Annotated in this window: 22 protein-coding genes; 13 read left to right on the top strand and 9 right to left on the bottom strand. The window is 67.5% G+C overall.

The genetic code is table 11. The annotated features are described in order from the left end of the window. Nucleotides 1-49: 49 nt before the first annotated feature. The 3 genes from E3O18_RS14075 (at nt 50) to E3O18_RS14085 (ending at nt 3,629) form a co-directional block, all read left to right on the top strand. Nucleotides 50-814 (top strand): MIP/aquaporin family protein, encoded by a 765-nt coding sequence (locus tag E3O18_RS14075; RefSeq protein WP_134395274.1) that lies wholly within the window; start codon nt 50-52, stop codon nt 812-814. Between the two features lie 68 nt (nt 815-882). Further along, nucleotides 883-2,397: a glycerol kinase GlpK gene (gene glpK, locus E3O18_RS14080; protein WP_134395273.1), complete on the top strand. Its 1,515-nt coding sequence runs from the start codon at nt 883-885 to the stop codon at nt 2,395-2,397. Nucleotides 2,398-2,738: 341 nt separating this feature from the next. Continuing rightward, the gene (locus E3O18_RS14085; protein ID WP_134418369.1) at nt 2,739-3,629 is read left to right on the top strand and encodes a hypothetical protein; all 891 of its coding nucleotides are present in this window, start codon (nt 2,739-2,741) and stop codon (nt 3,627-3,629) included. A 510-nt stretch (nt 3,630-4,139) separates the two neighbouring features. On the opposite strand, the gene E3O18_RS14090 is transcribed toward E3O18_RS14085, so the two are convergent. From E3O18_RS14090 to E3O18_RS14130, 9 genes are all read right to left on the bottom strand, one after another. After that, nucleotides 4,140-4,925 (bottom strand): HAD family hydrolase, encoded by a 786-nt coding sequence (locus E3O18_RS14090; RefSeq protein ID WP_134418371.1) that lies wholly within the window; start codon nt 4,923-4,925, stop codon nt 4,140-4,142. A gap of 97 nt (nt 4,926-5,022) precedes the next feature. Then, nucleotides 5,023-6,027, bottom strand: a complete 1,005-nt coding sequence (gene trpS / locus E3O18_RS14095) for a tryptophan--tRNA ligase (RefSeq protein ID WP_134395270.1) — start codon at nt 6,025-6,027, stop codon at nt 5,023-5,025. A gap of 64 nt (nt 6,028-6,091) precedes the next feature. Further along, nucleotides 6,092-7,018: an exodeoxyribonuclease III gene (locus E3O18_RS14100; protein WP_134418372.1), complete on the bottom strand. Its 927-nt coding sequence runs from the start codon at nt 7,016-7,018 to the stop codon at nt 6,092-6,094. Between the two features lie 9 nt (nt 7,019-7,027). Beyond that, the gene (locus E3O18_RS14105; RefSeq protein WP_134418373.1) at nt 7,028-8,128 is read right to left on the bottom strand and encodes a YihY/virulence factor BrkB family protein; all 1,101 of its coding nucleotides are present in this window, start codon (nt 8,126-8,128) and stop codon (nt 7,028-7,030) included. A 97-nt stretch (nt 8,129-8,225) separates the two neighbouring features. Beyond that, nucleotides 8,226-8,954: a succinate dehydrogenase iron-sulfur subunit gene (locus tag E3O18_RS14110; RefSeq protein ID WP_134395291.1), complete on the bottom strand. Its 729-nt coding sequence runs from the start codon at nt 8,952-8,954 to the stop codon at nt 8,226-8,228. A 55-nt stretch (nt 8,955-9,009) separates the two neighbouring features. Then, nucleotides 9,010-10,824 (bottom strand): succinate dehydrogenase flavoprotein subunit, encoded by a 1,815-nt coding sequence (sdhA, locus tag E3O18_RS14115; protein ID WP_134418374.1) that lies wholly within the window; start codon nt 10,822-10,824, stop codon nt 9,010-9,012. 17 nt (nt 10,825-10,841) lie between these two features. Next, nucleotides 10,842-11,294: a succinate dehydrogenase hydrophobic membrane anchor subunit gene (locus E3O18_RS14120; RefSeq protein WP_104100347.1), complete on the bottom strand. Its 453-nt coding sequence runs from the start codon at nt 11,292-11,294 to the stop codon at nt 10,842-10,844. A 13-nt stretch (nt 11,295-11,307) separates the two neighbouring features. After that, the gene (sdhC, locus tag E3O18_RS14125) at nt 11,308-11,721 is read right to left on the bottom strand and encodes a succinate dehydrogenase, cytochrome b556 subunit (protein ID WP_134395266.1); all 414 of its coding nucleotides are present in this window, start codon (nt 11,719-11,721) and stop codon (nt 11,308-11,310) included. Nucleotides 11,722-11,834: 113 nt separating this feature from the next. Beyond that, nucleotides 11,835-12,989 (bottom strand): glycosyltransferase family 1 protein, encoded by a 1,155-nt coding sequence (locus E3O18_RS14130; RefSeq protein ID WP_134395265.1) that lies wholly within the window; start codon nt 12,987-12,989, stop codon nt 11,835-11,837. Nucleotides 12,990-13,068: 79 nt separating this feature from the next. Between E3O18_RS14130 and E3O18_RS14135 the strand changes: the two genes are divergently transcribed. The 10 genes from E3O18_RS14135 to E3O18_RS14180 all read left to right on the top strand — a co-directional run bounded on the left by E3O18_RS14135 (nt 13,069) and on the right by E3O18_RS14180 (nt 23,495). Beyond that, nucleotides 13,069-14,190 (top strand): mannose-1-phosphate guanylyltransferase, encoded by a 1,122-nt coding sequence (locus tag E3O18_RS14135; RefSeq protein WP_134395264.1) that lies wholly within the window; start codon nt 13,069-13,071, stop codon nt 14,188-14,190. Nucleotides 14,191-14,401: 211 nt separating this feature from the next. Beyond that, a complete protein-coding gene (locus E3O18_RS14140) occupies nt 14,402-15,496 on the top strand; it encodes a BMP family ABC transporter substrate-binding protein (RefSeq protein ID WP_134395290.1) in 1,095 nt (364 codons plus the stop codon). A gap of 177 nt (nt 15,497-15,673) precedes the next feature. After that, the gene (locus E3O18_RS14145; protein ID WP_134395263.1) at nt 15,674-17,194 is read left to right on the top strand and encodes an ABC transporter ATP-binding protein; all 1,521 of its coding nucleotides are present in this window, start codon (nt 15,674-15,676) and stop codon (nt 17,192-17,194) included. After that, a complete protein-coding gene (locus tag E3O18_RS14150) occupies nt 17,191-18,459 on the top strand; it encodes an ABC transporter permease (RefSeq protein WP_166784597.1) in 1,269 nt (422 codons plus the stop codon). The genes E3O18_RS14145 and E3O18_RS14150 overlap by 4 nt, the downstream gene beginning before the upstream one ends. Before the next feature lie 62 nt (nt 18,460-18,521). Then, nucleotides 18,522-19,751, top strand: a complete 1,230-nt coding sequence (locus tag E3O18_RS14155) for an ABC transporter permease (RefSeq protein WP_241973497.1) — start codon at nt 18,522-18,524, stop codon at nt 19,749-19,751. Further along, nucleotides 19,748-20,185, top strand: coding sequence for a cytidine deaminase (locus E3O18_RS14160; protein ID WP_255570047.1), 438 nt, complete (start codon nt 19,748-19,750; stop codon nt 20,183-20,185). The genes E3O18_RS14155 and E3O18_RS14160 overlap by 4 nt, the downstream gene beginning before the upstream one ends. 2 nt (nt 20,186-20,187) lie before the next feature. Next, the gene (locus E3O18_RS14165) at nt 20,188-21,501 is read left to right on the top strand and encodes a thymidine phosphorylase (RefSeq protein ID WP_134418375.1); all 1,314 of its coding nucleotides are present in this window, start codon (nt 20,188-20,190) and stop codon (nt 21,499-21,501) included. A gap of 97 nt (nt 21,502-21,598) precedes the next feature. Then, a complete protein-coding gene (locus E3O18_RS14170) occupies nt 21,599-22,720 on the top strand; it encodes an adenosine deaminase (protein ID WP_134395261.1) in 1,122 nt (373 codons plus the stop codon). A gap of 41 nt (nt 22,721-22,761) precedes the next feature. Continuing rightward, nucleotides 22,762-23,226 carry a PTS sugar transporter subunit IIA gene (locus tag E3O18_RS14175; RefSeq protein WP_134395260.1) on the top strand — a complete coding sequence of 155 codons (465 nt, stop codon included), beginning with the start codon at nt 22,762-22,764 and terminating at the stop codon, nt 23,224-23,226. After that, on the top strand, nt 23,223-23,495 hold the full coding sequence (locus E3O18_RS14180) for a PTS sugar transporter subunit IIB (protein WP_104100338.1): 273 nt from the start codon (nt 23,223-23,225) through the stop codon (nt 23,493-23,495). The genes E3O18_RS14175 and E3O18_RS14180 overlap by 4 nt, the downstream gene beginning before the upstream one ends. Nucleotides 23,496-23,527 lie beyond the last annotated feature (32 nt).

The raw sequence follows: 23,527 nt of genomic DNA on the forward strand, positions 1-23,527 counted from the left end.
ATCCGTTTCTTTCGCTTTCTTCATTTCAATGATCTAAAAGGATGTCAACGTGGACAATCTCGGTATCGTATTTCTCTCGGAAGTGGTGGGAACCGCTCTCCTGGTCCTGCTGGGCTGCGGGGTGGTCGCCAACGTCGCCCTGACCAAGAACAAGGGCTTCGGCGGCGGATTCCTGATGGTCACCATCGGCTGGGGCCTCGCGGTCTTCGCCGGCGTGATCGTCTCCTATAACTCGGGCGCTCACCTGAACCCCGCCGTCACCCTGGGACTCGTGTCGTCCGGGGCCACCGAATTCGGCTCGGGTGTCCCGGTCAACGCCGTGTCCGTGGCGACGTACATCGGGGCCCAGATGGTCGGTGCCATCCTGGGTGCCACCTTCGTCTGGCTCGCCTACAAGCAGCACTTCGACCAGGAACCGGATCCGGCCAGCAAGCTGGGCGTGTTCGCGACCGGCCCGGCCATCCGTTCCTATGGCTGGAACCTGGTCACCGAGATCATCGGCACTTTCGTGCTCGTTTTCGTCGTCATCGCGTTCGGCGGCGGACGCCAGGGCGAGAACGGCGGCCTGGCCGCCCTCGGTGCCCTGCCGGTGGCCTTGCTCGTGATCGTGATCGGCACCTCGCTCGGTGGACCGACCGGCTACGCGATCAACCCCGCCCGTGACCTCGGCCCGCGCATCGCGCACTTCCTGCTTCCGATCGAGGGCAAGAGTTCCTCCGACTGGGCCTACTCGTGGGTGCCCGTCGTGGGTCCCGTCATCGGTGGCCTGCTGGCCGGCTGGACCTCCGCGTTCCTCCTGCCGATCCTCGCCTAGGCGGCGCGCTCTTCTCCTCTTCTCGTTCCTGAACAACCGTGAACCCAGCATTGACAAAGGAGTTAACAATGGCAAAGTACGTCATCGCAATCGACCAGGGAACCACCAGTTCCCGTGCGATCATCTTCGACAAGGCCGGGTCGATCATTTCGACCGGTCAGCTCGAGCACGAGCAGATCTTCCCCCGGGCCGGCTGGGTCGAGCACGACCCGATGGAGATCTGGAACAACACCCGTGAGGTCATCGGCCAGGCTCTGGCCAAGGCCAACCTGACCCGCCACGACATCGCGGCAGTGGGCATCACCAACCAGCGCGAGACCGCCGTCGTCTGGGACCGGCACACCGGCATCCCCGTCTACAACGCCATTGTCTGGCAGGACACCCGCACCCAGCCCATCGTGGATCGGCTCGCCGCCGACGGAGGCGTCGAACGGTTCAAGGCCCAGGTCGGCCTGCCGCTGGCGACCTACTTCTCCGCCACCAAGATCGTCTGGATCCTCGAGAACGTCGAGGGGGCCCGCGAGAAGGCCGAGGCCGGCGACCTCATGTTCGGCACGACCGACACCTGGGTTCTCTGGAACCTGACCGGCGGCCTCGAGGACGGCGTGCACGCGACGGACGTCACCAACGCCAGCCGCACCATGTTCATGGACCTGAAAACTTTGCAGTGGGACGACGAGATCCTCGCGGCGTTCGATGTGCCCAAGTCGATGCTGCCCGAGATCCGTTCCTCGTCCGAGGTCTACGGCATCGCGAGCGGCCACAGCCTGCTGCGCGAAACCCCGATCGCGGGCATCCTGGGTGACCAGCAGGCCGCCACATTCGGTCAGGCGGCCTTCGACCAGGGTGAGGCGAAGAACACCTACGGCACCGGCAACTTCCTGATCTTCAACACGGGCACCGAGATCATCCACTCCAAGAACGGTCTGCTCACCACGCTCGGCTACAAGCTCGGCGACGCCGAACCGCACTATGCCCTGGAGGGCTCCATCGCGGTCACCGGCTCGCTTGTGCAGTGGCTGCGCGACAACCTGGGCATCATCAACACGGCCGAGGAGATCGAGGCGCTCGCCCTGTCCGTCGAGGACAACGGCGGCGCCTACTTCGTGCCGGCCTTCTCCGGCCTGTTCGCGCCGTACTGGCGTGCGGATGCCCGTGGCGCCCTGGTCGGCCTCACCCGCTACGTGAACAAGGGCCACATCGCCCGCGCCGCACTCGAGGCGATCGCGTACCAGACCCGGGAGGTGCTGGATGCGGTCAACGCCGACTCCGGTGTGCCGCTGACCGAGCTCAAGGTCGACGGCGGGGCCTCGGCCAACGACCTGCTGATGCAGTTCCAGGCCGATATCCTCGGCGTGTCCGTCGTGCGCCCGGTGGTGGCGGAGACGACCGCCCTCGGTGCCGCCTACGCGGCCGGCCTGGCGGTTGGTTTCTGGAACGACCTCGGCGAGCTGCGGTCCAATTGGCAGGAAGACGCACGTTGGGAGCCGAGCCTGGACATCGCCGAGCGCGACCGACTGCTGCGCAACTGGAAGAAGGCCGTCACCAAGTCCCTGGACTGGGTCGATGCCGACGTGATCTAGCCCTCACCCCCCTCCGCACACGACGCACCCCACCGAGACCCGGCGGCCGCACCTGGCCGCCGGGTCTCGGCATCCGTGCCCCGTCGGCCAGTTCCTTCGTGGCGCGTCCCGGTGGGCAGCTCCCGTGGGTGGTGTGTGTGGCTAACTCAGGAGATCTACCCAGGCGGCGCCGAAGGATGCCGGACTGGTGCAGTTTGTCCCTCGCTTCACAGCCGTTTCTCCTGAATTAGCCACGGGTCGGCGGCGCCACCGCGGGTCCTCCACAGCACAGGCTGACCGGAGCAGGCCACAGGTGGGCGGCCGACGCGGCGGACAGAACCCGCGCTGTCCACACTGTCGACATGACTTGGGCAGAGTACTTCCGCGTGCACAATGTGCAGATCGCCGAAACCGGGGCGCTGAACGCCGCCGGCGCCAATTGGCGGGTGCTGAGGGCGGCCGTGAAGAGTGGATATCTGGTGAGGGCACGTCGAGGGCACTATGCGCTTCCCGATACGGATGCGCACATCCTCGAAGCGGTGCGGCTGGGTGGGCGACTCGCCTGCGTCTCCGCGGTTGCGAATGCCGGGATCTTCGCCCTGGACAGCACCTTCGCGCACATCCATGTCGACCCCACCGCTTCCCGGTTGAGGGCGCCGCACGACCGATTTCAACAGCTCAACGCTCACAACCGAGACGGTGTGGAACTCCACTGGGGTCAACTGCTCGACCCCCGCGGCGGCACCGAGTTCCGTATCGGGCTGGCCGATGCGCTGGTCCAGGTTTTCCGGTGCCAGGAGCCGAGATTCGCGATCGCCTCACTCGATAATGCCTTGTATAAGAGACTGCTTGCGGAGCAGGCCGTGGCCCAGATCTTCGCAGCCCTGCCCGCGGAGTTGCAGTCCCTGCGCCCGCTCATCGACTGTCGCAGCGAATCCCGCCAGGAGACCGTGCTCCGCCTCGTGATCACGGGAGCGGGCTTCGACGTCGAGATCCAGGTCGAGATCGGGGGCGTCGGTCGCGTCGACATGATCGTCGAGGGGCGCATAGCGGTCGAAGCCGATAGCCGGCAGTTTCACGACGGCTGGGAGGCGCACGCGCTGGACCGCACCCGCGACTGCGACCTCGCCATGCGGGGGTACCTGACTCTGCGGGTGCTCTACCGGGACATCATCCACCACCCGGAGCGCGTCATCGCCGCGATCATCGGCCTTCTGGCGTCGACCAGTCACTACCGCACCTTCATCGTCTAGTCGGTTCCCGGCAAGCCGACATCCGCTCCAGCACCTTCATGGTCTAGTCGGTTCCCGGCAAGCCGACATCCGATCCCGCGGGGCTGCCGGGTCCGGCTCGGCGGTCACCCAACCTGCCGGTCATGTGGTCGAGACCCACCATCGTGTGGCTAACTCAGGAGATCGGCCGGATCGCAGCATCAGAGCCGCGTGTTTGCGGGGTAAATAGGGACGGATGCGACGGATGTCCTGAGTTGGCCACGCAGGCAGGGCCCGTGCCTGCTTCGAGCCCGGCGTTGCCGTCAGCGTGGCCGGGCGGCGCGCGCAGCGGGGCGGCCCGCCCGCGGGCCCGACCTCCATGTGGTCGAGACCCACCCTCGTGTGGCTAACTCAGGAGATCGGCCGGATCGCAGCATCAGAGCCGCGTGTTTCCGGTGCGAAGAGGAACGCATGCGACGGATGTCCTGAGTTGGCCACACAAGGGCCGGCCAGCGGTCAGCGGCACCGTCAGCGGGGACCCCAGCGGCACCGTCAGCGGGGGCCAGCGGTCAGTGGGGTGTGGCTGCGGGCCGCGAGAGCCCCGGGCAGCGCGGCGAGGCTGGCGATCCGGATGACGCCCAGCCGAGCGGCCTCGGCCGCATCGGCCCCGGCCCCAGCACCACCAGCCCCGGCCGCGGTTCGGTCCAGCCAGACTCCGGTCAGCCCGGCCGCGGCGGCTCCGATCGCGTCCGTGCGCAGCCGGTCGCCCACGTAGACGGCCTGCTCCGGCTCCGACCCGAACACCGTGCAGGCATGCCGGAAGATGCGAGGATCCGGCTTGGCTAAGCCCAGGCTGCCGGATGCGATCACGTGCTCCACCCGCACGTCGAGCCCGGTGTCCGCCAGTTTGTGCCCCTGAGGCGTCGACTCACCGTTGGTGATCAGCCCGATCCGCACGCCCGGAAAGGCGATGGCCAGCGCGTCGAGGCAGGGGAGCGCATCGGTGTGGAGGCGCCAACTCGCCCGATAGTGCAGAAAATACGCGTCGAACCAGCTCGTCGCCGCCGGCCCGGTCAGGGTCACGCCGTGCGCCGCCGCGAAGTCGCGGGCCCGCTCCCGGCGCTGCCCCGCGAAGTCCAGACTGCCGGCGAGGTAGGCGTGGTAATGCCGATCTTCCAGGTCGTCCCAGAGTGCCAGCGCCTTGCCGGGGTCGGCGTCGGTGTAAGTGCCGCCCAGAGAGTCGAGGTAGGCGCGGAGGCCGTCGGCCACGGCGCCGCGATGGGCGAACAGGGTGTCATCGAGGTCGAACAGAACGACGTCGGGCCCGGGCGCGGACATCCGCTACCCGACGACGACGACGACGACGACGACGACGACGTCAACGGGCCGGCCCCGCCCCATCGGCAGCGAGCTCAGCACGATCGACACCACCGCCCTACCGCCGCGGTAGCAGGCCGACGCGGTCGTAGGCGCGCGCCAGCGTCTCGTTGGCCACCGCCGCCGCCCGGTCCGCGTTGAGGGCGAGGAGACGGTCGAGTTCGGCCGGGTCGTCGAGCAGCTCGAGAACGCGCGCCCGGATCGGCCCGAACGTGCCCGTGACCACCTCGGCGAGACCCTTTTTCAGGTCGCCGTAGCCGCGGCCGACGTACTCGTCCTCGATCGAACCCACCGAGCGCTCCGCCAGCACCGAGTAGATCGTCAGCAGGTTGGCCACGCCCGGCTTGTTCTCGCGGTCGAAGACCACACCGCCCTCGGCATCCGTGACCGCGCGCATGATCTTCTTATTCGTCACCGCCGGCTCGTCGAGCAGCCAGATCACGCCCGCGTGCGACTCGGCCGACTTCGACATCTTCGACGTCGGGTTCTGCAGGTCGTAGATTTTGGCGGTCTCCGTGACGATGGCGACCTCCGGCACGGTGAACGTCTGCCCGAACCGGGCGTTGAAGCGCGCCGCGAGGTCGCGGGTCAGTTCGACGTGCTGACGCTGGTCCTCGCCGACCGGCACGATCTCGGTGTCGTACAGCAGAATGTCCGCGGCCATCAGCATCGGGTAGGCGAACAGTCCCACGGTCGTCGCGTCCGATCCCTGCCGGGCGGATTTGTCCTTGAACTGGGTCATCCGGCTGGCCTCGCCGAAACCGGTGATCGTGTTCAGCACCCAGGCCAGCTGGGCGTGTGCTGCGACATGCGACTGCACGTACAGTGTCGACGCCGACGGGTCGATGCCGCTCGCGATGTATTGGGCGGCGGTGCGGCGGGTGTTCTCCCGCAGCTTCACCGGGTCCTGCGCCACGGTCAGGGCGTGCAAATCGACGATGGAGAAGTACGCGTCGTGGGTCTGCTGCAGCGCCTTCCAGTTCAGGAGGGCGCCGATGTAATTGCCGATCTGCAGGGAATCGGCGCTCGGCTGCATGCCCGAGTAGAGGCGGGGCTTGGTCATGGGATCAGATCTTTTCGTAGCGTGTGGCCGCCGGCCGGGCCGAAGGCGCGAGATGGAGGGGAGGTCAGATGGTGTAGTCGACGACCACGGGGGCGTGGTCGGACCAGCGCTGGTCGTAGGCGGCCGCGCGGTCGACGACGTAGCCGGTGACGGATGCCGCGAGCGCCGCTGTGGCCAGCTGGTAGTCGATCCGCCAGCCGGTGTCGTTGTCGAACGCCTGGCCGCGCCACGACCACCAGGTGAACGGCCCGTCCACTTCGCCGGCCCACCGGCGCCCCACGTCGACCCAGCCAAGTCCGGCCCCGGCGTTGTAGTCCGGGGCGTCTTCGGCGCCGACGATGCGGTCGAAGTAGGCGCGCTCCTCGGGCAGGAACCCGGCGCGCTTCACGTTTCCGCGCCAATTCTTGATGTCGAACGTGCGGTGCCCGACGTTCAGGTCACCGAGCACGACGGCCCGGTCGCTGTGTGCGGCGAGCTCGGGCAGTCGTTCGAGCATGGCGTCGAGGAACGTGTACTTCTTGACCTGCTTCGGGGTGCCCACCTCGCCGGAGTGCACGTAGGTGCTCACGACGGTGATCAATTTGCCGTTGACCTCGTAGTCGGCTTCGAGCCAGCGGCCGGCGCTGTCGAATTCGGCGGCGCCGAGCTCGACCCGGTGGATGGCCGCGGTCGATCGGCTGGCCAGGGCCACCCCGGCCCGGCCCTTCGCGGTGGCGGCGTCGTGCAGGATGCTCCATTCCGGTCCGAGCAGACCTTCGAGGTCCTCGGTCGAGGCACGCACCTCCTGGAGGGCGAGGATGTCCACGTCGCGTTCGGATAGCCAGTCGCCCATTCCCTTGCGGAAGGCGGCGCGCACGCCGTTCACGTTCACGCTGGCAATCCGCAGGCGCTCGCCAGCGGAAGCCGCGACCACAGCGGAATCGGCGGAGGCGGCGGAGGAGGCAGGGTCGGACGCGGCCGGGGTGGAAGCGGCAGTCGAGGCGGAAGGCATTCCTCGATTCTACTTTGGCTCAGGCCGGGGGCCGTCGTTCGTCAGCCCAGCGGCTCGCTTCTCGGCGGCGTGCAGGCGCCGTCCCGTCAGCAGCCGGCGGGGCCAGCTCGCGGTGTCGTGCGCGAGGCGGGCCTCCCGAAGCTCGGCCTGCAACACCACGCGGAAGGCCTCCTCCTCCTGCCGGCGCTTCTCGGTGGCAACCTCGTCCGCGCTGATCCGTCGTGGTGATAACCCGGCGTCGTCCATGCCGACGGCGATCCAGGATGCCGCGAGCAGTGTCAGGGTGCTGGTCAGGTTGAACCAGATCAGCAGTCCGATGATCACCACGAATGCGGCGAGCAGCGGGTTGCGGCCGGCGCCGGCGAGCAGCGTGCTGCCGAGGACTTTGAGGACGCCGAGGCCCACCGCGCCCAGGATGGAGCCGGTGATGAGCTGGCGGACGGGGATCCGCACCCGCGACAGCACCCGGAACAGTGCGGCGAGGGTGATCGTGTCGATCAGGAGCACGAGGAGCAGGCCGACCGCGCGTGCGGCGGCGTTGAACCAGAACGAATCCCGGGACACCCCGACAAGCCCGAACAGGGCCCCGAGCGCCTCGGTGCTCGCGATCGAGATCAACGCCGACAGCACGAGCACGACCGCGAACAAAACTCCGAGGCCCAGCTCCCGCAGCTTGACGAGGAGGATGAAGGTTTTGTCGGGCGGCATCCGGAAGATCGTGCGCACCGCCTGCGCCGTTGTCGAGAGCCAGCCGAGCACGGTCGCGAGCAGGCCGACCAGTGCGATGACGCCGGACCAGCCGAAGACCCTGGCGTCGGCGAGGACGCTCGGGTCGATCACGCCTTCCTCGCCGATCAGCCCGGGGACGGACTGGTTGATGAAGGAGTAGAGCGTCAGCTCGAGGTCGGGATTGGACGTGATCCACAGTCCCGCGATGGAGAAGGTCAGCCAGAGGGCCGCGAAGGTCGCGAAGATGGCCTGGTAGGACATGCCGCCGGCCAGGATGCCGCCGCCGCTTTCCCCGAACCGGGTGAAGACCCGCACCGGGCGCGAGCGCATGACCCGCGCGATGAGGGTCTTGGTCCGGTCGATCGCCGTGGGAGTATTCACCCGCTCAGCCTAAGCGGCAGCCGGGCGACGGAGAAAGCGAAAGGCCGGTCTCGCCACGACGAAAGGTCGTGACAAGACCGGCCAGGGTTTGGACCGGCTACACGGTGCCGCGGAGCATGGCCTGCTTGACCTCGGAGATGGCCTGCGTGACCTGGATCCCGCGGGGGCAGGCCTCGGTGCAGTTGAAGGTCGTGCGGCAGCGCCACACGCCTTCCTTGTCATTCAGGATGTCGAGGCGTACGGCGGCGTTGTCGTCGCGCGAGTCGAAGATGAAGCGGTGCGCGTTGACGATCGCGGCCGGACCGAAGTACTGTCCGTCGGTCCAGAACACCGGGCAGCTCGACGTGCATGCGGCGCAGAGGATGCACTTCGTCGTGTCATCGAAGCGTTCGCGCTGGGCGACGGTCTGGATCCGCTCCTTGCCGTCGGTGGGGGCGTTGTTCGCCACCAGGAACGGCTGCACGGCACGGAACGATTCGAAGAACGGCTCCATGTCCACGATCAGGTCCTTCTCCAGCGGCAGGCCCTTGATCGCCTCCACGTACACCGGCTTGGTGATGTCGAGGTCCTTGATCAGGGTCTTGCAGGCCAGGCGGTTGCGGCCGTTGATGCGCATGGCGTCCGAGCCGCAGATGCCGTGCGCACAGGAGCGGCGGAAGCTCAGTGAGCCGTCCTGCTCCCACTTGATCTTGTGCAGAGCGTCGAGTACGCGGTCCGTCGGGTACATCTGCACGTCGAAGTCGTCCCAGTGCGGTTCGTCGTCGACCTCCGGGTTGTACCGGCGGATGATCAGGGTCACGGTGAAGGACTGGATTTCCTCCGGCACGACCGGGGCACTCGCCGTTGTCGGTGCGGTAGCGGTTGCGGTTGCGGTACTCAACTCAGTACTTCCTTTCCATCGGCGGGTAGCGCGTGATGGTGACCGGCTTCCAGTCGAGCGCAATGTGGTCGGCGGCGTCGGCGGAGAGCGGGTCTCCGGTCAGGTAGGCCATGGTGTGCACGAGGTAGTTGGCGTCGTCGCGCAGGGGGAAGTCGTCGCGCATGTGCCCGCCGCGGCTCTCCTTGCGGTTGCGTGCGGAGAACACGACGACCTCGGCCAGGTCGAGCAGGAAGCCGAGTTCGACGGCCTCGAGAAGGTCGGTGTTGAACCGGCGGCCCTTGTCCTGCACGCCGATGTTCTTGTACCGCTCGCGCAGGCCGTGGATCACGTTGGTGACGTCGGAGAGCGACTCGTCGGTGCGGAACACCTGCGCCTTGGCGTCCATCGTCTCCTGCAGCTCCTTGCGGAGCACTGCGATGCGCTCGGTTCCGGTCGAGGTGCGGATGCCCTCCAGCAGCTCCCGCACACCCCGGGCCGGGTCGGTCGGCAGCGGCGTGAACTCGGCCGTCGCGACATAGGCGACGGCGTTGTTGCCGGCCCGCTTGCCGAAGACGTTGATGTCGAGCAACGAGTTGGTGCCGAGGCGGTTGGAGCCGTGCACGGACACGCAGGCGCATTCGCCGGCCGCGTAGAGGCCGGGCACGACGGTCGTGTTGTTGCGCAGCACCTCCGCGTTCACGTTGGTGGGGATGCCGCCCATCGCGTAGTGCGCGGTGGGCATGACCGGCACCGGCTCGGTGACCGGGTCGACGCCCAGGTAGGTGCGGGCGAACTCGGTGATGTCGGGCAGCTTGGTCTCGAGCACCTCGGCACCGAGGTGGGTGCAGTCGAGGTACAGGTAGTCCTTGTTCGGACCGGCACCGCGGCCTTCCGCGACCTCCTTGACCATGCAACGGGCGATGATGTCCCGCGGGGCGAGGTCCTTGATGGTGGGCGCGTAGCGCTCCATGAACCGTTCGCCGGCCGCGTTGCGGAGGATGGCGCCCTCGCCGCGCGCGCCCTCGGTGAGCAGGATGCCGAGGCCCGCCAGTCCGGTCGGGTGGAACTGGAAGAACTCCATGTCCTCGAGCGGCAGGCCCTTGCGCCACACGATGCCCACGCCGTCACCGGTCAGGGTGTGAGCGTTGGAGGTGGTCTTGTAGATCTTGCCGAACCCGCCGGTGGCGAAGATGAACGCCTTCGCCTGAAAGACGTGCAGTTCGCCGGTGGACAGGTCGTAGGCGACGACGGCCGAGGGCTGGTCGACCCCGTCGACCGGTGTCATGACCAGGTCGAGCACGTAGAACTCGTTGAAGAAGTTGATGCCGCGTTTGACGCAGTTCTGGTAGAGCGTCTGCAGGATCATGTGGCCGGTGCGGTCGGCGGCGTAGCAGGCACGCCGTACCGGCGCCTTGCCGTGGTCGCTGGTGTGGCCGCCGAACCGGCGCTGGTCGATCTTGCCCTCCGGCGTTCGGTTGAAGGGCAGGCCCATGTTCTCGAGGTCGATGACCGCGTCGATGGCTTCCTTGGCGAGGATCTCGGCCGCGTCCTGATCCACCAGGTAGTCGCCACCCTTGACCGTGTCGAAGGTGTGCCATTCCCAGTTGTCTTCTTCGACGTTGGCGAGGGCCGCGGCCATCCCGCCCTGCGCCGCACCCGTGTGCGAGCGCGTCGGGTACAGCTTGGAGATTACGGCCGTGCTGGCGCCGGAGCCGGCTTCGATGGCGGCACGCATACCGGCACCCCCGGCTCCCACGATGACGATGTCGAACTTGTGGTAGTGCACACCGTCGACGACGGTGGACTCTGAGGGCGCGGTTAAAGCATCCGTAGTCATATGGGTGTTTGCAGCTCCTAAATGGCCGAGCAGAACGAGGGAAGAAGATCGGCGGGCGAACCGGCCGGGCAGGGATCGAACGTGAAGACCACGAGCGTGCCGAGCACGATCAGGATCACGACGGCCGCCAGGATGGCGGACTTCAGGATGCCGCGGGTCAGACGCTGAGTGGCGTAGTCGTTGACCAGTGTGCGCATGCCGTTGCCGCCGTGGATCAGGGCGAGCCAGAGCATGAGAACGTCCCAGACCATCCAGAACGGGGTGGTCAGCTTGCCGGCGACGAAAGCGAAGTTGAGGGCGCTGACGCCCTCGCCGACCATCAGGTTGACGAAGAGGTGGCCGAAGATGAGCACGACCAGCACGACGCCGGAGACGCGCATGTAGATCCAGCCCCACTTCTCCCAGTTCACGCCGCGGGAGCGCGGCGCGCGAGAGTAGGGGCTTCGGGGAGCTTCGATTGTGGATGTCATGGCTCTCCCCGTTCTAGTGGCTGAACACGTTGATCAGGTGGCGCGGCACGAAAGCGAGCATCGTTACCACCCACAGGGCGATCACGACGTAGAACATGGCCTTCTGATACTTGGCGTTCCAGAAGTCGATCAGGATGATCCGAATCCCGTTGAAGGCGTGGAACACGATGGCCGCGACGAGCGCGGTTTCGCCGAGGCCCATGATCGGCGTCTGATAGCTGCTGATGACCGCGTTGTAGGCCTCCGGGCTGACGCGCACCAGCGCGGTGTCCAAGATGTGAACCAGCAAGAAGAAGAAGATCGCAACACCCGTAATGCGGTGGAGGACCCACGACCACATGCCCTCACGGCCCCGATACAGGGTTCCGGCGGGGCGACGTGATGTCGTCTTCTGCTGGGATGTCAGTGTCGCTGCCTGCTCTGGCATGACCAACCCTCCCTGGCTGAGTAACGGCCTCGACGAATCAGGCCGACAATGCGCCGTGCGCACGTGAATCAATCATAAGTGTCTCTGTGCCGAGATAAAACGCGAATGTCCGGCTAGCGCTGCATTGACAGCGGAACCGCAACCATGGCGCGAACGGCGGCTCGTTCGTCGACGACCTGCTCGTAATGCGCCAGCAGCGCGCCGCACACGTTTTCCCAGGATCGACCGAGCACGCTCCGGCGTCCCGCCTCGCCCATCCGCCGCCGCAACGCAGGGTCCAGAACCAGCCGGGCGACGCAGCGGCGCAGGTCGCTCTCGTCGTCCGGAACGAAGAGGAAGCCGTTTTCGCCGTGGCTGACCAGGTCGATCGGGCCGCCGGCCCGCGGTGCGACGACCGGCAGCCCGGCGGCGTGCGCCTCCTGCAGGGTCTGGCCGAAGGTCTCCTCGGTGCCCGCGTGCAGGAACAGGTCGAAGCTCGCGTAGGCCCGGGCGAGATCCGCCCCGTCCAGGCGGCCGAGCCAGGTCACCGGCATCCCGGCGAGCTCCCGCTCGAGTGCCGGCCGCGACGGGCCGTCGCCGACGAGGGCGAGACGGATGCCCGGCAGCCCGCGCAGGGCCCGGAACCTCTCCACCTGCTTCTCCGGCGCCAGGCGGCCGACGTAGCCCACAACGACCTCCCCGTTCGGGGCCAGCCGGCTCCGCAGCGCCGACGCCTCCGGGTCGGATCTCCGGTTGGGGTGGTAGCCGACCAGGTCGACGCCGCGGGTCCAGTGCGCCAGCCGCCGCAGGCCGATGCGGCGCAGGTCCGCCATCGACGCGGAGGAGGGAGCCAGGGTGAGATCGGCTCCCTCGTGCACCCACTTGACGAAACGCCAGGCGGACTGCGCGGCCGGGCCGAGCCGGTTGCGGCGGGCGTAACCGGCGACATCCGTCTGGAAAACGGCGACGCTGGGGACGTCCTGCCGGTTCGCGGCCGCGATGCCCTGGGCGCCGAGCAGGAACGGAGACGCCGCGTGCAGCACGTCCGGGGCGAAATCGGCCAGCAGCCGGTGCACCTGCGGGCTGGGCATTCCCACCGGGAACTGCCGGTAGCGTGCCGCGGGAACACCGTGCACGGGGAACCCGGCGTACTCGGCCGGGGCGCCGGCCGGGGCGATGACCATCGCGTCGTGGCCCGTGCGGGAAAGATGTTCGAGCACCTTGCACACGCTCGTGGTGACTCCGCTGACCGTAGGCAGAAAACTTTCGGTGATGAGTGCAACCCTCATGAGGGTGAGCGTAGGCACGCCCTCCGGCGGGCAGGTGAACGCACCGTGAACGGCGTGGGCCGGGCGGTAGTCTGGCCGAATGCTGCCTTCCACGGAACCACTCGATCGTTTCTACAGCGTGATTCCCGCCGGTGGGATCGGATCCCGGCTGTGGCCGCTGTCCCGCGCCGACGCCCCCAAATTCCTGCACGACCTGACCGGCTCCGGCCAGACCCTGCTCCGGGCCACCTGGGATCGCCTCGCACCTCTGTCCGGCGAGCAGCGCATTATGGTGGTCACCGGCCGCGCGCATCGCGCCGCTGTCGAGGAGCAGCTCCCCGAGCTCGCCGACCTGAACGTGGTGCTCGAAAGCGAGCCGCGCGAGTCCACCGCCGCCATCGGCCTGGCCGCGGCGATTCTGGAGAAACGCGAACCGGGCGTCATCATCGGCTCCTTCGCCGCCGACCACGTGATCAAGGGACACCACCTGTTCCGCCAGGCGGTCGCCGAGGCCGTGCGCGCCGCCGACGCCGGCTACATCGCCACCATCGGCATCCAGCCCACGGAGCCGGCCGTCGGCTTCGGCTATATCAAGACCGCCGGCGCGCTGCACATTGCAGGCGCCGCCAGCGCGCTGTCGGTGGACTCCTTCGTGGAGAAGCCCGACCTTGCCACCGCCCAGGACTACCTGGCCAACGGCACTTATTTCTGGAATGCGGGCATGTTCATCGCCCGCGCCGACCGCCTGCTCGAAGAGATCGGGGCGTCCGAGCCCGAACTTCTCGCCGGGCTGCTCGCACTGGCCGAGGCCTGGGATACCCCGCGCCGCGGCGCCGTGGTCGACCGCGTCTGGCCCCGCCTGAAAAAGATCGCGATCGACTACTCGGTCGCCGAACCGGCGGCCGCCCGCGGCAAGCTCGCCGTGATCCCCGGTCAGTTCGACTGGGACGACGTGGGTGACTTCGCATCGATCGCGAAAATCCACGCCAACGGCCGCAAGCGCGATCTCGCCATCCTCGGCGACGGTGCCCGGGTGCTTGCCGACTCCTCGAGCGGGATCGTGGTCAGCCACACCGGGCGCATGATCGCCCTGATCGGCGTCGAGGACATCGTCGTGGTCGACACCCCGGACGCCCTCCTCATCACTACCAGCGCCAACGCGCAGAAGGTCAAGGCCGTCGTCGACGCGCTGAAGCTGTCCGGCAGCAACGACGTGCTCTAAGGGCATAAAACCCCCCGATCGAGGGCATTTTCGGGCCCGATTCGGCCGGGGCGTCCGGCAGGCTTTCCGTGGACCAGTATCGCGTCTTGATAACCTTTCGCCCACGGGCCCGTTTTGCTCCTCTGAGCAGAGAATCATTCGATAGCGTGTAACCCAATACAGCCCCTTGCGAACCCGCGCCGGGCGACCATTGGAGGTCATTTTGACAATCATGAAACGACGGGTCGCATTCAGCGGCCTTGCCACGCTGGGCGTCGTGGCCCTTCTCGCGGCCTGTGCGCCGGCGCCGACCGATGAGGGAACCGCTGGTGGCGGTGCCGAATCCGACTACCTGCCCTGCATCGTCTCCGACTTCGGCGGCTTCGACGACAAGTCCTTCAACCAGTCCAGCTTCGAGGGCATCACCAAGGCCTCCGACGACCTCGGCATCGAATTCCAGCAGGCCGAGTCCAAGTCGGAAGACCAGTACGGCCCGAACGTCTCCAGCATGGTCGACCAGGGTTGCGACTTCGTCCTCACCGTCGGTTTCGCCCTCTCCAACGCCACCCGCGATGCCGCCCAGGCCGCTCCCGACACCAACTTCGCGCTGATCGACTCCGCGCTCTCCAATGACGACTTCAGCCCGCTGACGCTCGACAACGTGAAGCCGGTGCTGTACGACACGGCGCAGGCCGCGTTCCTGGCCGGCTACCTGGCCGCGGGCACCACCAAAACCGGAGTCGTCGGCACCTACGGCGGACTCCAGTTCCCGTCGGTCACCATCTTCATGGACGGCTTTGTCGACGGCGTCGCGTACCACAACGAGAAGAAGGGCACCGACGTCACCGTCAGCGGCTGGGACAAGGCCACCCAGACCGGCCTGTTCGCCGGTGGCTTCGACGACATCAACCAGGGCAAGGCGCTCAGCACCACCCTGATCGATGCCGGCGCTGACATCATCCTCCCGGTTGCCGGACCGCTCTTCCAGGGCACCGCGCAGGCCATTCAGGACTCCGGCAAGGACGTCGCCATCATCGGTGTCGACAGCGACCTGTTCGAGACCACGCCCGAGTTCGCTTCGCTGTACCTCACCTCGGTGCTCAAGCAGATGACGGATGCCACCGAGCAGATCATCCTCGACGACGCTGAGGGCGACTTCTCGTCCACCCCCTACGTCGGCACGCTCGAGAACGAGGGCGTCGACATCGCCCCGCTCCACGACTGGGAGTCCAAGGTCGACCCCGCGGTCATGACCGAGATCGAGGCCATCAAGGCCGACATCATCAGCGGCGCTCTCAAGGTTGAGTCGCCCGCGACCCCGAAGTAGCACCGAAACAGCACTCAGACGCAGTCGGGGAGGCACGCATCATGCGGGCCTCCCCTCCTGCGTTAGTGGGCGGATGTCGCAGGCCGTGATGCCTGCACACCCGAGCGAACCGTGCCACCCCGCCAACATATGAGCAAGAGCGTCAACTTTCGCTCGCCACTGAATAGAATCGACGACATGAAGCTCGAACTTCGAGGCATTACGAAGCGATTCGGTGCCCTGGTCGCGAATGACCACATTGACCTCACCGTCGAGGCCGGAGAAATCCACGCACTGCTCGGCGAAAACGGCGCGGGGAAATCCACCCTGATGAACGTTCTTTACGGCCTGTACCGGGCCGAAGAGGGCGATATCCTCCTCGACGACGTGGTGCAGCACTTCAGCGGCCCCGGCGACGCCATGGCCGCCGGCATCGGCATGGTGCACCAGCACTTCATGCTCATCCCGGTGTTCACCGTCGCCGAGAACGTCATGCTCGGGCATGAGGAGACCAAGGCCGGCGGTCGCCTCGACCTGCCCGCGGCCCGCAAGCACGTGCGCGAGATCTCCCGGCGGTTCGGGTTCGACGTCGACCCGGATGCGCTCGTCGAAGACCTCCCCGTCGGCGTGCAGCAGCGGGTCGAGATCATCAAGGCGCTCTCGCGCGACGCGAAGGTGCTCGTCTTCGACGAGCCCACCGCCGTGCTCACGCCGCAGGAGACCGACGAGCTGATGGTCATCATGCGCCAGCTCAAGGCGAGCGGCACCTCCATCGTGTTCATCACGCACAAGCTGCGCGAGGTGCGCGAGGTCGCCGACCGGATCACCGTCATCCGTCTGGGCAAGGTCGTCGGCGAGGCGTCCCCGACCGCGAGCAACGTCGAGCTGGCCACCCAGATGGTCGGCCGTGCGGTCGACCTCACCGTGGACAAGTCCCCGGCACTGCCCGGTGAGGCGGTTCTGTCGGTGAAGAACCTCACCGTGCTCGACCCGCACGGCCAGATCCTGGTCAACAACGTCAGCTTCGAGGTGCACAAGGGCGAGATCCTGGCCATCGCCGGGGTACAGGGAAACGGCCAGACCGAACTCACCGAGGCGATGATGGGGCTCCAATCGCGGGTCTCCGGGGAGATCACCCTCGACGGCAAGTCGCTGCGCGGGCATTCGGTGCGCCAGGTACTCGACGCCGGAGTCGGATTCGTGCCGGAAGACCGCAACGAAGACGGACTGGTCGGTGAGTTCACCATCGCCGAGAACCTGATGCTCGACCGCTCGAACGCGCTCCCCTTCGTCAAACGGTGGAACGTGCAGCGGGCCGTCCTCGCCGCGTTCGCCGAAAAAAAAGTCACAGAGTTCGACGTGCGCGCCCAGGGCATCGAGACCCCGGTCGGCAAGCTCTCCGGCGGCAACCAGCAGAAGGTCGTGCTCGCCCGCGAGCTCGGCCGCGATCTGCGCCTCTTCGTCGCCGCCCAGCCCACCCGCGGGCTGGACGTCGGCTCGGTGGAGTTCGTCCACGAACGCATCGTGGCCACCCGGGATGCCGGCACGCCCGTGATCGTCATCTCGACAGAGCTCGACGAGGTGGCAGCCCTCGCGGACCGGATCATGGTCATGTACCGCGGTCGCATCGTCGGCATCGTCCCCGGTGACACGCCGCGCGCCGTACTCGGTTTGATGATGGCCGGCGAAACGCCCGCCGGAGAAGGAGCTGCCGCGTGAGCGCGACACAGGGTCCCACGACCACGTCAGGAACGCCGTCAAGCCCGGCCCCCGAACAGCCGTCCCGCTGGAACCAGGCGTTCCGCGAGATCACCACCGGCAACGCGATCATCTCCGTGCTCGCCGTCGTGCTCGCGCTCTTCGTCGGCGGCATCATGATCGCCTTCACCAACGAGGGTGTTCAGGAAGCCGCAGGCTACTTCTTCTCCCGGCCCGGCGACCTGCTGCGGGAAGTCTGGTACTCCGTGTCCGGCGCCTACTCGGCCCTGTTCCAGGGGTCGGTCTACAACTTCCGTCGGCCGAGCTTCGCCGCTGGCATCAAGCCGCTCACCGAGACGCTCACCTTCGCGACCCCGCTGATCATGGCGGGGCTCGGCGTGGCGCTGGGCTTCCGGGTGGGCATGTTCAACATCGGTGGTCGCGGCCAGATGCTGATCGCCGCCGCCCTCGGCGGCTGGGTCGGTTTCGCCGTCGACCTGCCCTACGGCCTGCACATGGTCGCGGCCCTCGTGGCCGGCGTGCTCGGTGGCGCCCTCTGGGGTGGGATCGTGGGTCTGCTCAAGGCCCGCACCGGCGCCCATGAGGTGATCACCACGATCATGCTCAACTACGTCGCGTTCTACCTGGTCAGCTACCTGCTGCGCGAGGGCTTCCTGAAGACCCCCGGATCGAACAACCCGAAGAGCCCGGCGACGAAGGTCACCGCGGTCTTCCCGGACCTTCTCGGCTCGACGTACTCGCTGCACTTCGGCTTCATCCTGGCCATCGCCGCCACGGTTTTCACCTGGTGGCTGCTGTCCCGGTCGAACCTGGGCTTCCAGTTCCGGGCCGTGGGACTGAACCCCCACGCGGCGCGCGTCGCCGGCATCAGCGTCAAGCGCATCTACGTCTACGCGATGCTGTTCTCGGGCGGACTGATCGGCCTGGCCGGCATCAACCAGGTGCTCGGCACCACGACCAGCGGTTTCGGCGCCGGACTCGACTCCGGCATCGGCTTCGATGCGATCACGGTCGCGCTGCTGGGCCGTTCCAAGCCCTGGGGTGTGTTCGCCGCGGGCATCCTGTTCGGCGCGTTCAAGGCCGGCGGTTTCTCGATGCAGGCGGCGGAGGGTGTGCCGATCGACATCGTGCTCGTCGTGCAGTCACTGATCGTGCTTTTCATCGCGGCTCCGCCTCTCGTGCGGGCCATCTTCCGACTGCCGGCCCCGGGCTCCGCGCCCCGACGGGCACTGCCCAACGTTTCCCAGGAGGTGGCTGCACAGTGAGCACCGTTGCCCCGGCCGTCCAGCCCGTATCATCCACCGCCGACGATCGCCCCGACTTCGAAATCGTGAAGAGTTGGAAGTCGCCCATCGCCCTGGCGATCTTCACCGTCGTCGCCTTCGCGCTCTTCGTGGCCTTCGGCCGCGAGGGGGTCAGCACCATGCGGCTCTCCACCTCGAGCGACCTGATCCAGCTTTCCGATCTCCTGCTGCCCACCCGGCTGACCGGCATCGTCATCAGTGTGCTGCTGCTGTTGATCACGGGCGTGAGCGTGTGGCTGGTGCAGTCCAGGCGTCAGGTGCCGATCTGGCTGATCTCCGTCTACGCGGTGCTCTTCCTGATCGGATTCCTGGTCTGGGCTGCCGCCGGCGAGTCCATCCCGGTGCCCGGGCTGCTGTTCGGCTCGCTCAGTTTGGCCGTACCGCTGATTTTCGGCGCCCTCGGCGGTGTCATCTCCGAACGGGTCGGCGTGGTCAACATCGCCATCGAGGGGCAACTGCTCGCCGGGGCGTTCACCTCGGCCATGGTGGCGTCCCTGACCAACCAGCCCATCCTCGGCCTCGTCGCGGCCATGCTCGCCGGCGTGCTCGTTTCGATGGTGCTCGCCTCGTTCTCGATCAAGTACTTCGTCGACCAGGTCATCGTCGGTGTCGTGCTCAACGTTCTCGTGATCGGCGTCACCGGATTCCTTTACTCCCAGGTGATGGCGCCCAACGCGGCCCTGCTCAACCAGCCGCCTCGATTCGAGCGGATCAACATCCCGCTGCTCAGCGAGATCCCGATCATCGGGCCGGTCTTGTTCCGGCAGACCCTGATCGTCTACATCATGTACGTGGCCGTCGCCTTGGTGTACTACGGCATCTTCCACACCCGGTGGGGCCTGCGCCTCCGCAGCGTGGGTGAGCACCCCCAGGCGGCAGACACCGTCGGCATCAACGTCGGCCGCACCCGGTTCTGGAATGTGTCGCTCGCCGGCGCGATCGTCGGCCTCGGCGGCGCCTACTTCACCCTCGGTTCGGTGGGCGCATTCGGCAAGGAGATGACCGCCGGAGCCGGCTTCATCGCGCTGGCCGCCGTGATCTTCGGCCGTTGGGATCCGATCCGGGCCACGCTGGCCGCCCTCCTGTTCGGGTTCGCGACCAACTTGCAGAACGTGCTCAGTGTCATCGGCTCGCCGGTGCCGAGCGAGTTCATGCTCATGCTGCCGTACCTGATCACCATCGCCGCCGTTGCCGGGTTCGTCGGAACGTCGCGGGGACCGGCGGCATCCGGCAAGCCCTACATCAAATCGTGACCGGCGTAAGCCATGGCGCCTCGCCAGCGGCCGGCGACATCGACTGGGCCGCGCTGCGGGAGGCCGCGACGACGGCGATGGCCCAGGCCTATGTGCCGTACTCGAAGTTCCCGGTCGGCGCCGCGGCGCAGGTCACCGACGGTCGTGTGATCAGCGGATGCAACGTGGAAAACGCCTCCTACGGGCTCACCCTCTGCGCCGAATGCGCCCTCGTCTCCGTGCTGCACCTGACCGGGGGAGGCCAGCTCGTCGCGTTCACCTGCGTCGACGGCAACGGCCGAACGCTGATGCCCTGCGGCCGCTGCCGTCAGCTGTTGTACGAACATTCCGCGCCCGGCATGCTGCTGGAGACCGTGTCGGGTGTGCGCACCATCGATGAAGTGCTGCCGGACGCCTTCGGGCCGAGGCAGCTCGCCGAATATCAGGAAGAGTAGCTGTGAGCACCAACGAGAACCGTATCGAGGCCTTCGACGCCGTGGACCTGATCCATGCCAAGCGTGATCGGGGCGAGCTCAGCACGCCGCAGATCGACTGGCTGATCGACGCGTACACGCGCGGTTACGTCGGCGACGAGCAGATGGCCGCCATGACCATGGCGATCTTCCTGAACGGCATGAACCGTCGGGAGATCAAGGATCTCACCATGGCGATGCTCAACAGCGGCGAGCGGATGAGCTTCGCCGGACTCGGCAAGCCGACCACCGACAAGCACTCCACCGGCGGCGTCGGCGACAAGATCACCCTGCCGCTGATGCCACTCGTGGCGGTCTTCGGTGCGGCCGTGCCGCAGCTGTCCGGCCGCGGCCTCGGCCACACCGGCGGCACCCTCGACAAGCTCGAATCCATCCCCGGCTGGCGTGCGCACCTCACCAACGAGGAGATGTTCGCGCAGCTGCAGGAATTCGGCGGCGTGATCTGCGCCGCCGGCGGCGGTCTGGCCCCGGCCGACGGCAAGCTCTACGCGCTGCGCGACATCACCGGCACCGTCGAGGCGATCCCGCTGATCGCGTCGTCGATCATGTCGAAGAAGATCGCGGAGGGCACCGGCGCCCTCGTCCTGGACGTGAAGTTCGGGTCGGGTGCGTTCCTGAAAGACATCGAACGGTCCCGGGAGCTCGCCCGCACCATGGTGGCCCTCGGCGAGGACGCCGGCGTGGCGACATCCGCTCTGCTCACCAACATGAACGTGCCGCTCGGGCTCGCGATCGGAAACGCCAACGAGGTGCGTGAATCGGTCGAGGTTCTCGCCGGCGGCGGGCCGGCGGATGTCGTCGAGCTCACCGTGGCCCTGGCCCGGGAGATGCTCGCTCTGGTGGGCATCACCGACGTCGACGTGGAATCCGCCCTCATCGACGGGCGCGCCATGGACAAGTGGCGCGACGTGATCCGTGCCCAGGGCGGCGATCCCGACGCCCCGCTGCCCGTGGCCCGCGAGACCCACGTCGTCACCGCCCTGCGAGACGGTGTTCTCGTCGAGCAGCAGGCGCTGCCATTCGGCATCGGCGCCTGGCGCCTCGGCGCCGGCCGCGCCCGCAAGCAGGATCCGGTGCAGCACGCCGCCGGCATCGATCTGCACGCCAAGCCCGGCGATACCGTGCGCGCCGGCCAGCCCCTGTTCACCCTCAGCGCCGACGAGCCCGAGCGCTTCGTGCGGGCCCTGGAGGCCGTGGACGGCGCATATCGCATCGGAGACCCCGACGAGCCCGTGCAGGACGGCGGCCCGTTGATCGCCGAGCGCATCGGCCGCTGAACCGCCCGGCCGGTCTCGGCCCGTGCATCTGAACGGATGTGCGGGCCGGCTCGGCCCAGCAGTGTGACTCTCAGCACCCAGCCGGTAGATTAAAGGGGTGAACACGAGCCCTGAGGACTACCTGCTGCCCGGTGCCGGCACGAGCATCAACGCACTGCCGAAGATCTCCCTGCACGACCACCTCGACGGCGGCCTGCGCCCGCAGACCATCATCGAGCTGGCCGACGCGGTCGGGCTGGCGCTGCCGGCGACGGATGCCCGATCGCTCGGGTCCTGGTTCAGCACCCAGGCCGACTCCGGCACCCTGGTCGACTACCTGAAGACTTTCGACGTCACCGTCGGCGTGATGCAGACCCGCGAAGGCCTGGTGCGCGTGGCCCGCGAGTTCGTGGAGGACCTCGCCGCCGACGGCGTGATCTACGGGGAGATCCGCTGGGCCCCCGAGCAGCACCTGGCCCGCGGCCTCACCCTCGACCAGAGCGTCGAGGCGGTGCAGGAGGGCATCGAGGCCGGCATCGCGCTGGTCGCGGGCGCCGGGTCCCGCATTCGGATCGGCCAGCTGATCACGGCCATGAGGCATGCCGAGCGCAGCCTGGAGATCGCGGAACTCGCCGTGCGGCATCGTTCCATCGGGGTTGTCGGCTTCGACATCGCCGGGGCCGAACTGGGGTTCCCGGCCCACCACCACCGGGACGCGTTCGACTTCCTCGCGAAGGCCTTCCTGCCCGTCACCGTGCATGCGGGCGAGGCTGACGGGTTGGAGAGCATCCGCGGGGCGCTCTACGACGGCCGGGCATTGCGCCTGGGCCACGGCGTGCGCCTTGCCGAGGACATCGTGATCGGCCGCGAAGACGCGGAGAACACCTACGTCACGCTCGGCCCGGTGGCGCAGTGGGCGCGCGACCGCGAAATCGCCCTCGAGCTCAGCCCGTCGTCCAACCTGCAGACCGGCGCAATCGCCGCGTGGGGCGCGGACCTGCTCGACCACCCCTTCGACCTGCTCTACCAGCTGGGCTTCCGGGTCACGGTCAACACCGACAACCGCCTGATGAGCAGCACCACCCTGACCCAGGAACTCGCGCTGCTCAGCGACGCGTTCGGCTACGACATCGACGACCTCGAGGTCTTCCAGCTCAACGCGGCGCAGGCCGCGTTCCTTCCGCTCGACGAACGCGAAGAGCTGGCGGACGCCATCGTCGCCGGTTTCGAAAGCGCCTGAGCGACTCGCGAAAGCCGACCCCCTACCCCGTGAAAGTTCCCATGCCCCTTCCGCCCCTGCCCCTTGAAGCCATCGCGATCGGCGTCCAGGTCGACGACTGGCGCGGCGCGGTGGCCGCCGCCGGTGACGCCCTCGAGCGCTCCGGCGCAACCGCCCCCGAATACACGAAGCGAATGATCGCCGTCATCGAGGAATTCGGTGCCTACGTGGTCATCGCGCCCGGGCTGGCGCTCGCGCACGCCCGACCCGGACCCGATGTGCACACCGAGGGTCTCAGCATCGTGACCCTGGCCGACCCGGTGGCGTTCGGACATCCGCACAACGACCCGGTCAGCGTGGTGCTCGGGCTCGCCGTCACCAGCTCCGACGAGCACGTGCTGCTCGTGGCCGAGCTGGCCAACGTCTTCAACGACGCGCACGTCATCCCCTCGCTCGCCGCGGCCACGGATGCCGACGCCATCCGTGCCCTGCTCGGCGTGCCGACCGCAACCGAGGAGCCCTCATGAAGATCGTCGCACTCTGCGGGGTGGGAGTGGGAACCTCCGCCATCCTCAAAATCAACGCCGAGCGCGCGCTCAAACGCCTCGATATCGAGGCTTTCGTCACGGCCACCGACATCGCCGGGGTGAGCACGGTCGGGGCGGATGCCCAGGTCATCCTGACCTCGTCGGAGCTGGTCGACGCCATCGGCAAGACCAATGCCGATATCGTCGTGATCGACAACTACTTCGATGTGGACGAGCTCACCGCCAAGCTGGAGACCGCCCTGGGCTGACGCCCTCGCGGCGGTGCGCTGCAGCTGCGCCC

It is taken from the genome of Cryobacterium sp. TMT2-42-4, from assembly GCF_004402645.1.
In the GTDB taxonomy this organism is placed as follows: Bacteria; Actinomycetota; Actinomycetes; order Actinomycetales; family Microbacteriaceae; genus Cryobacterium; species Cryobacterium sandaracinum.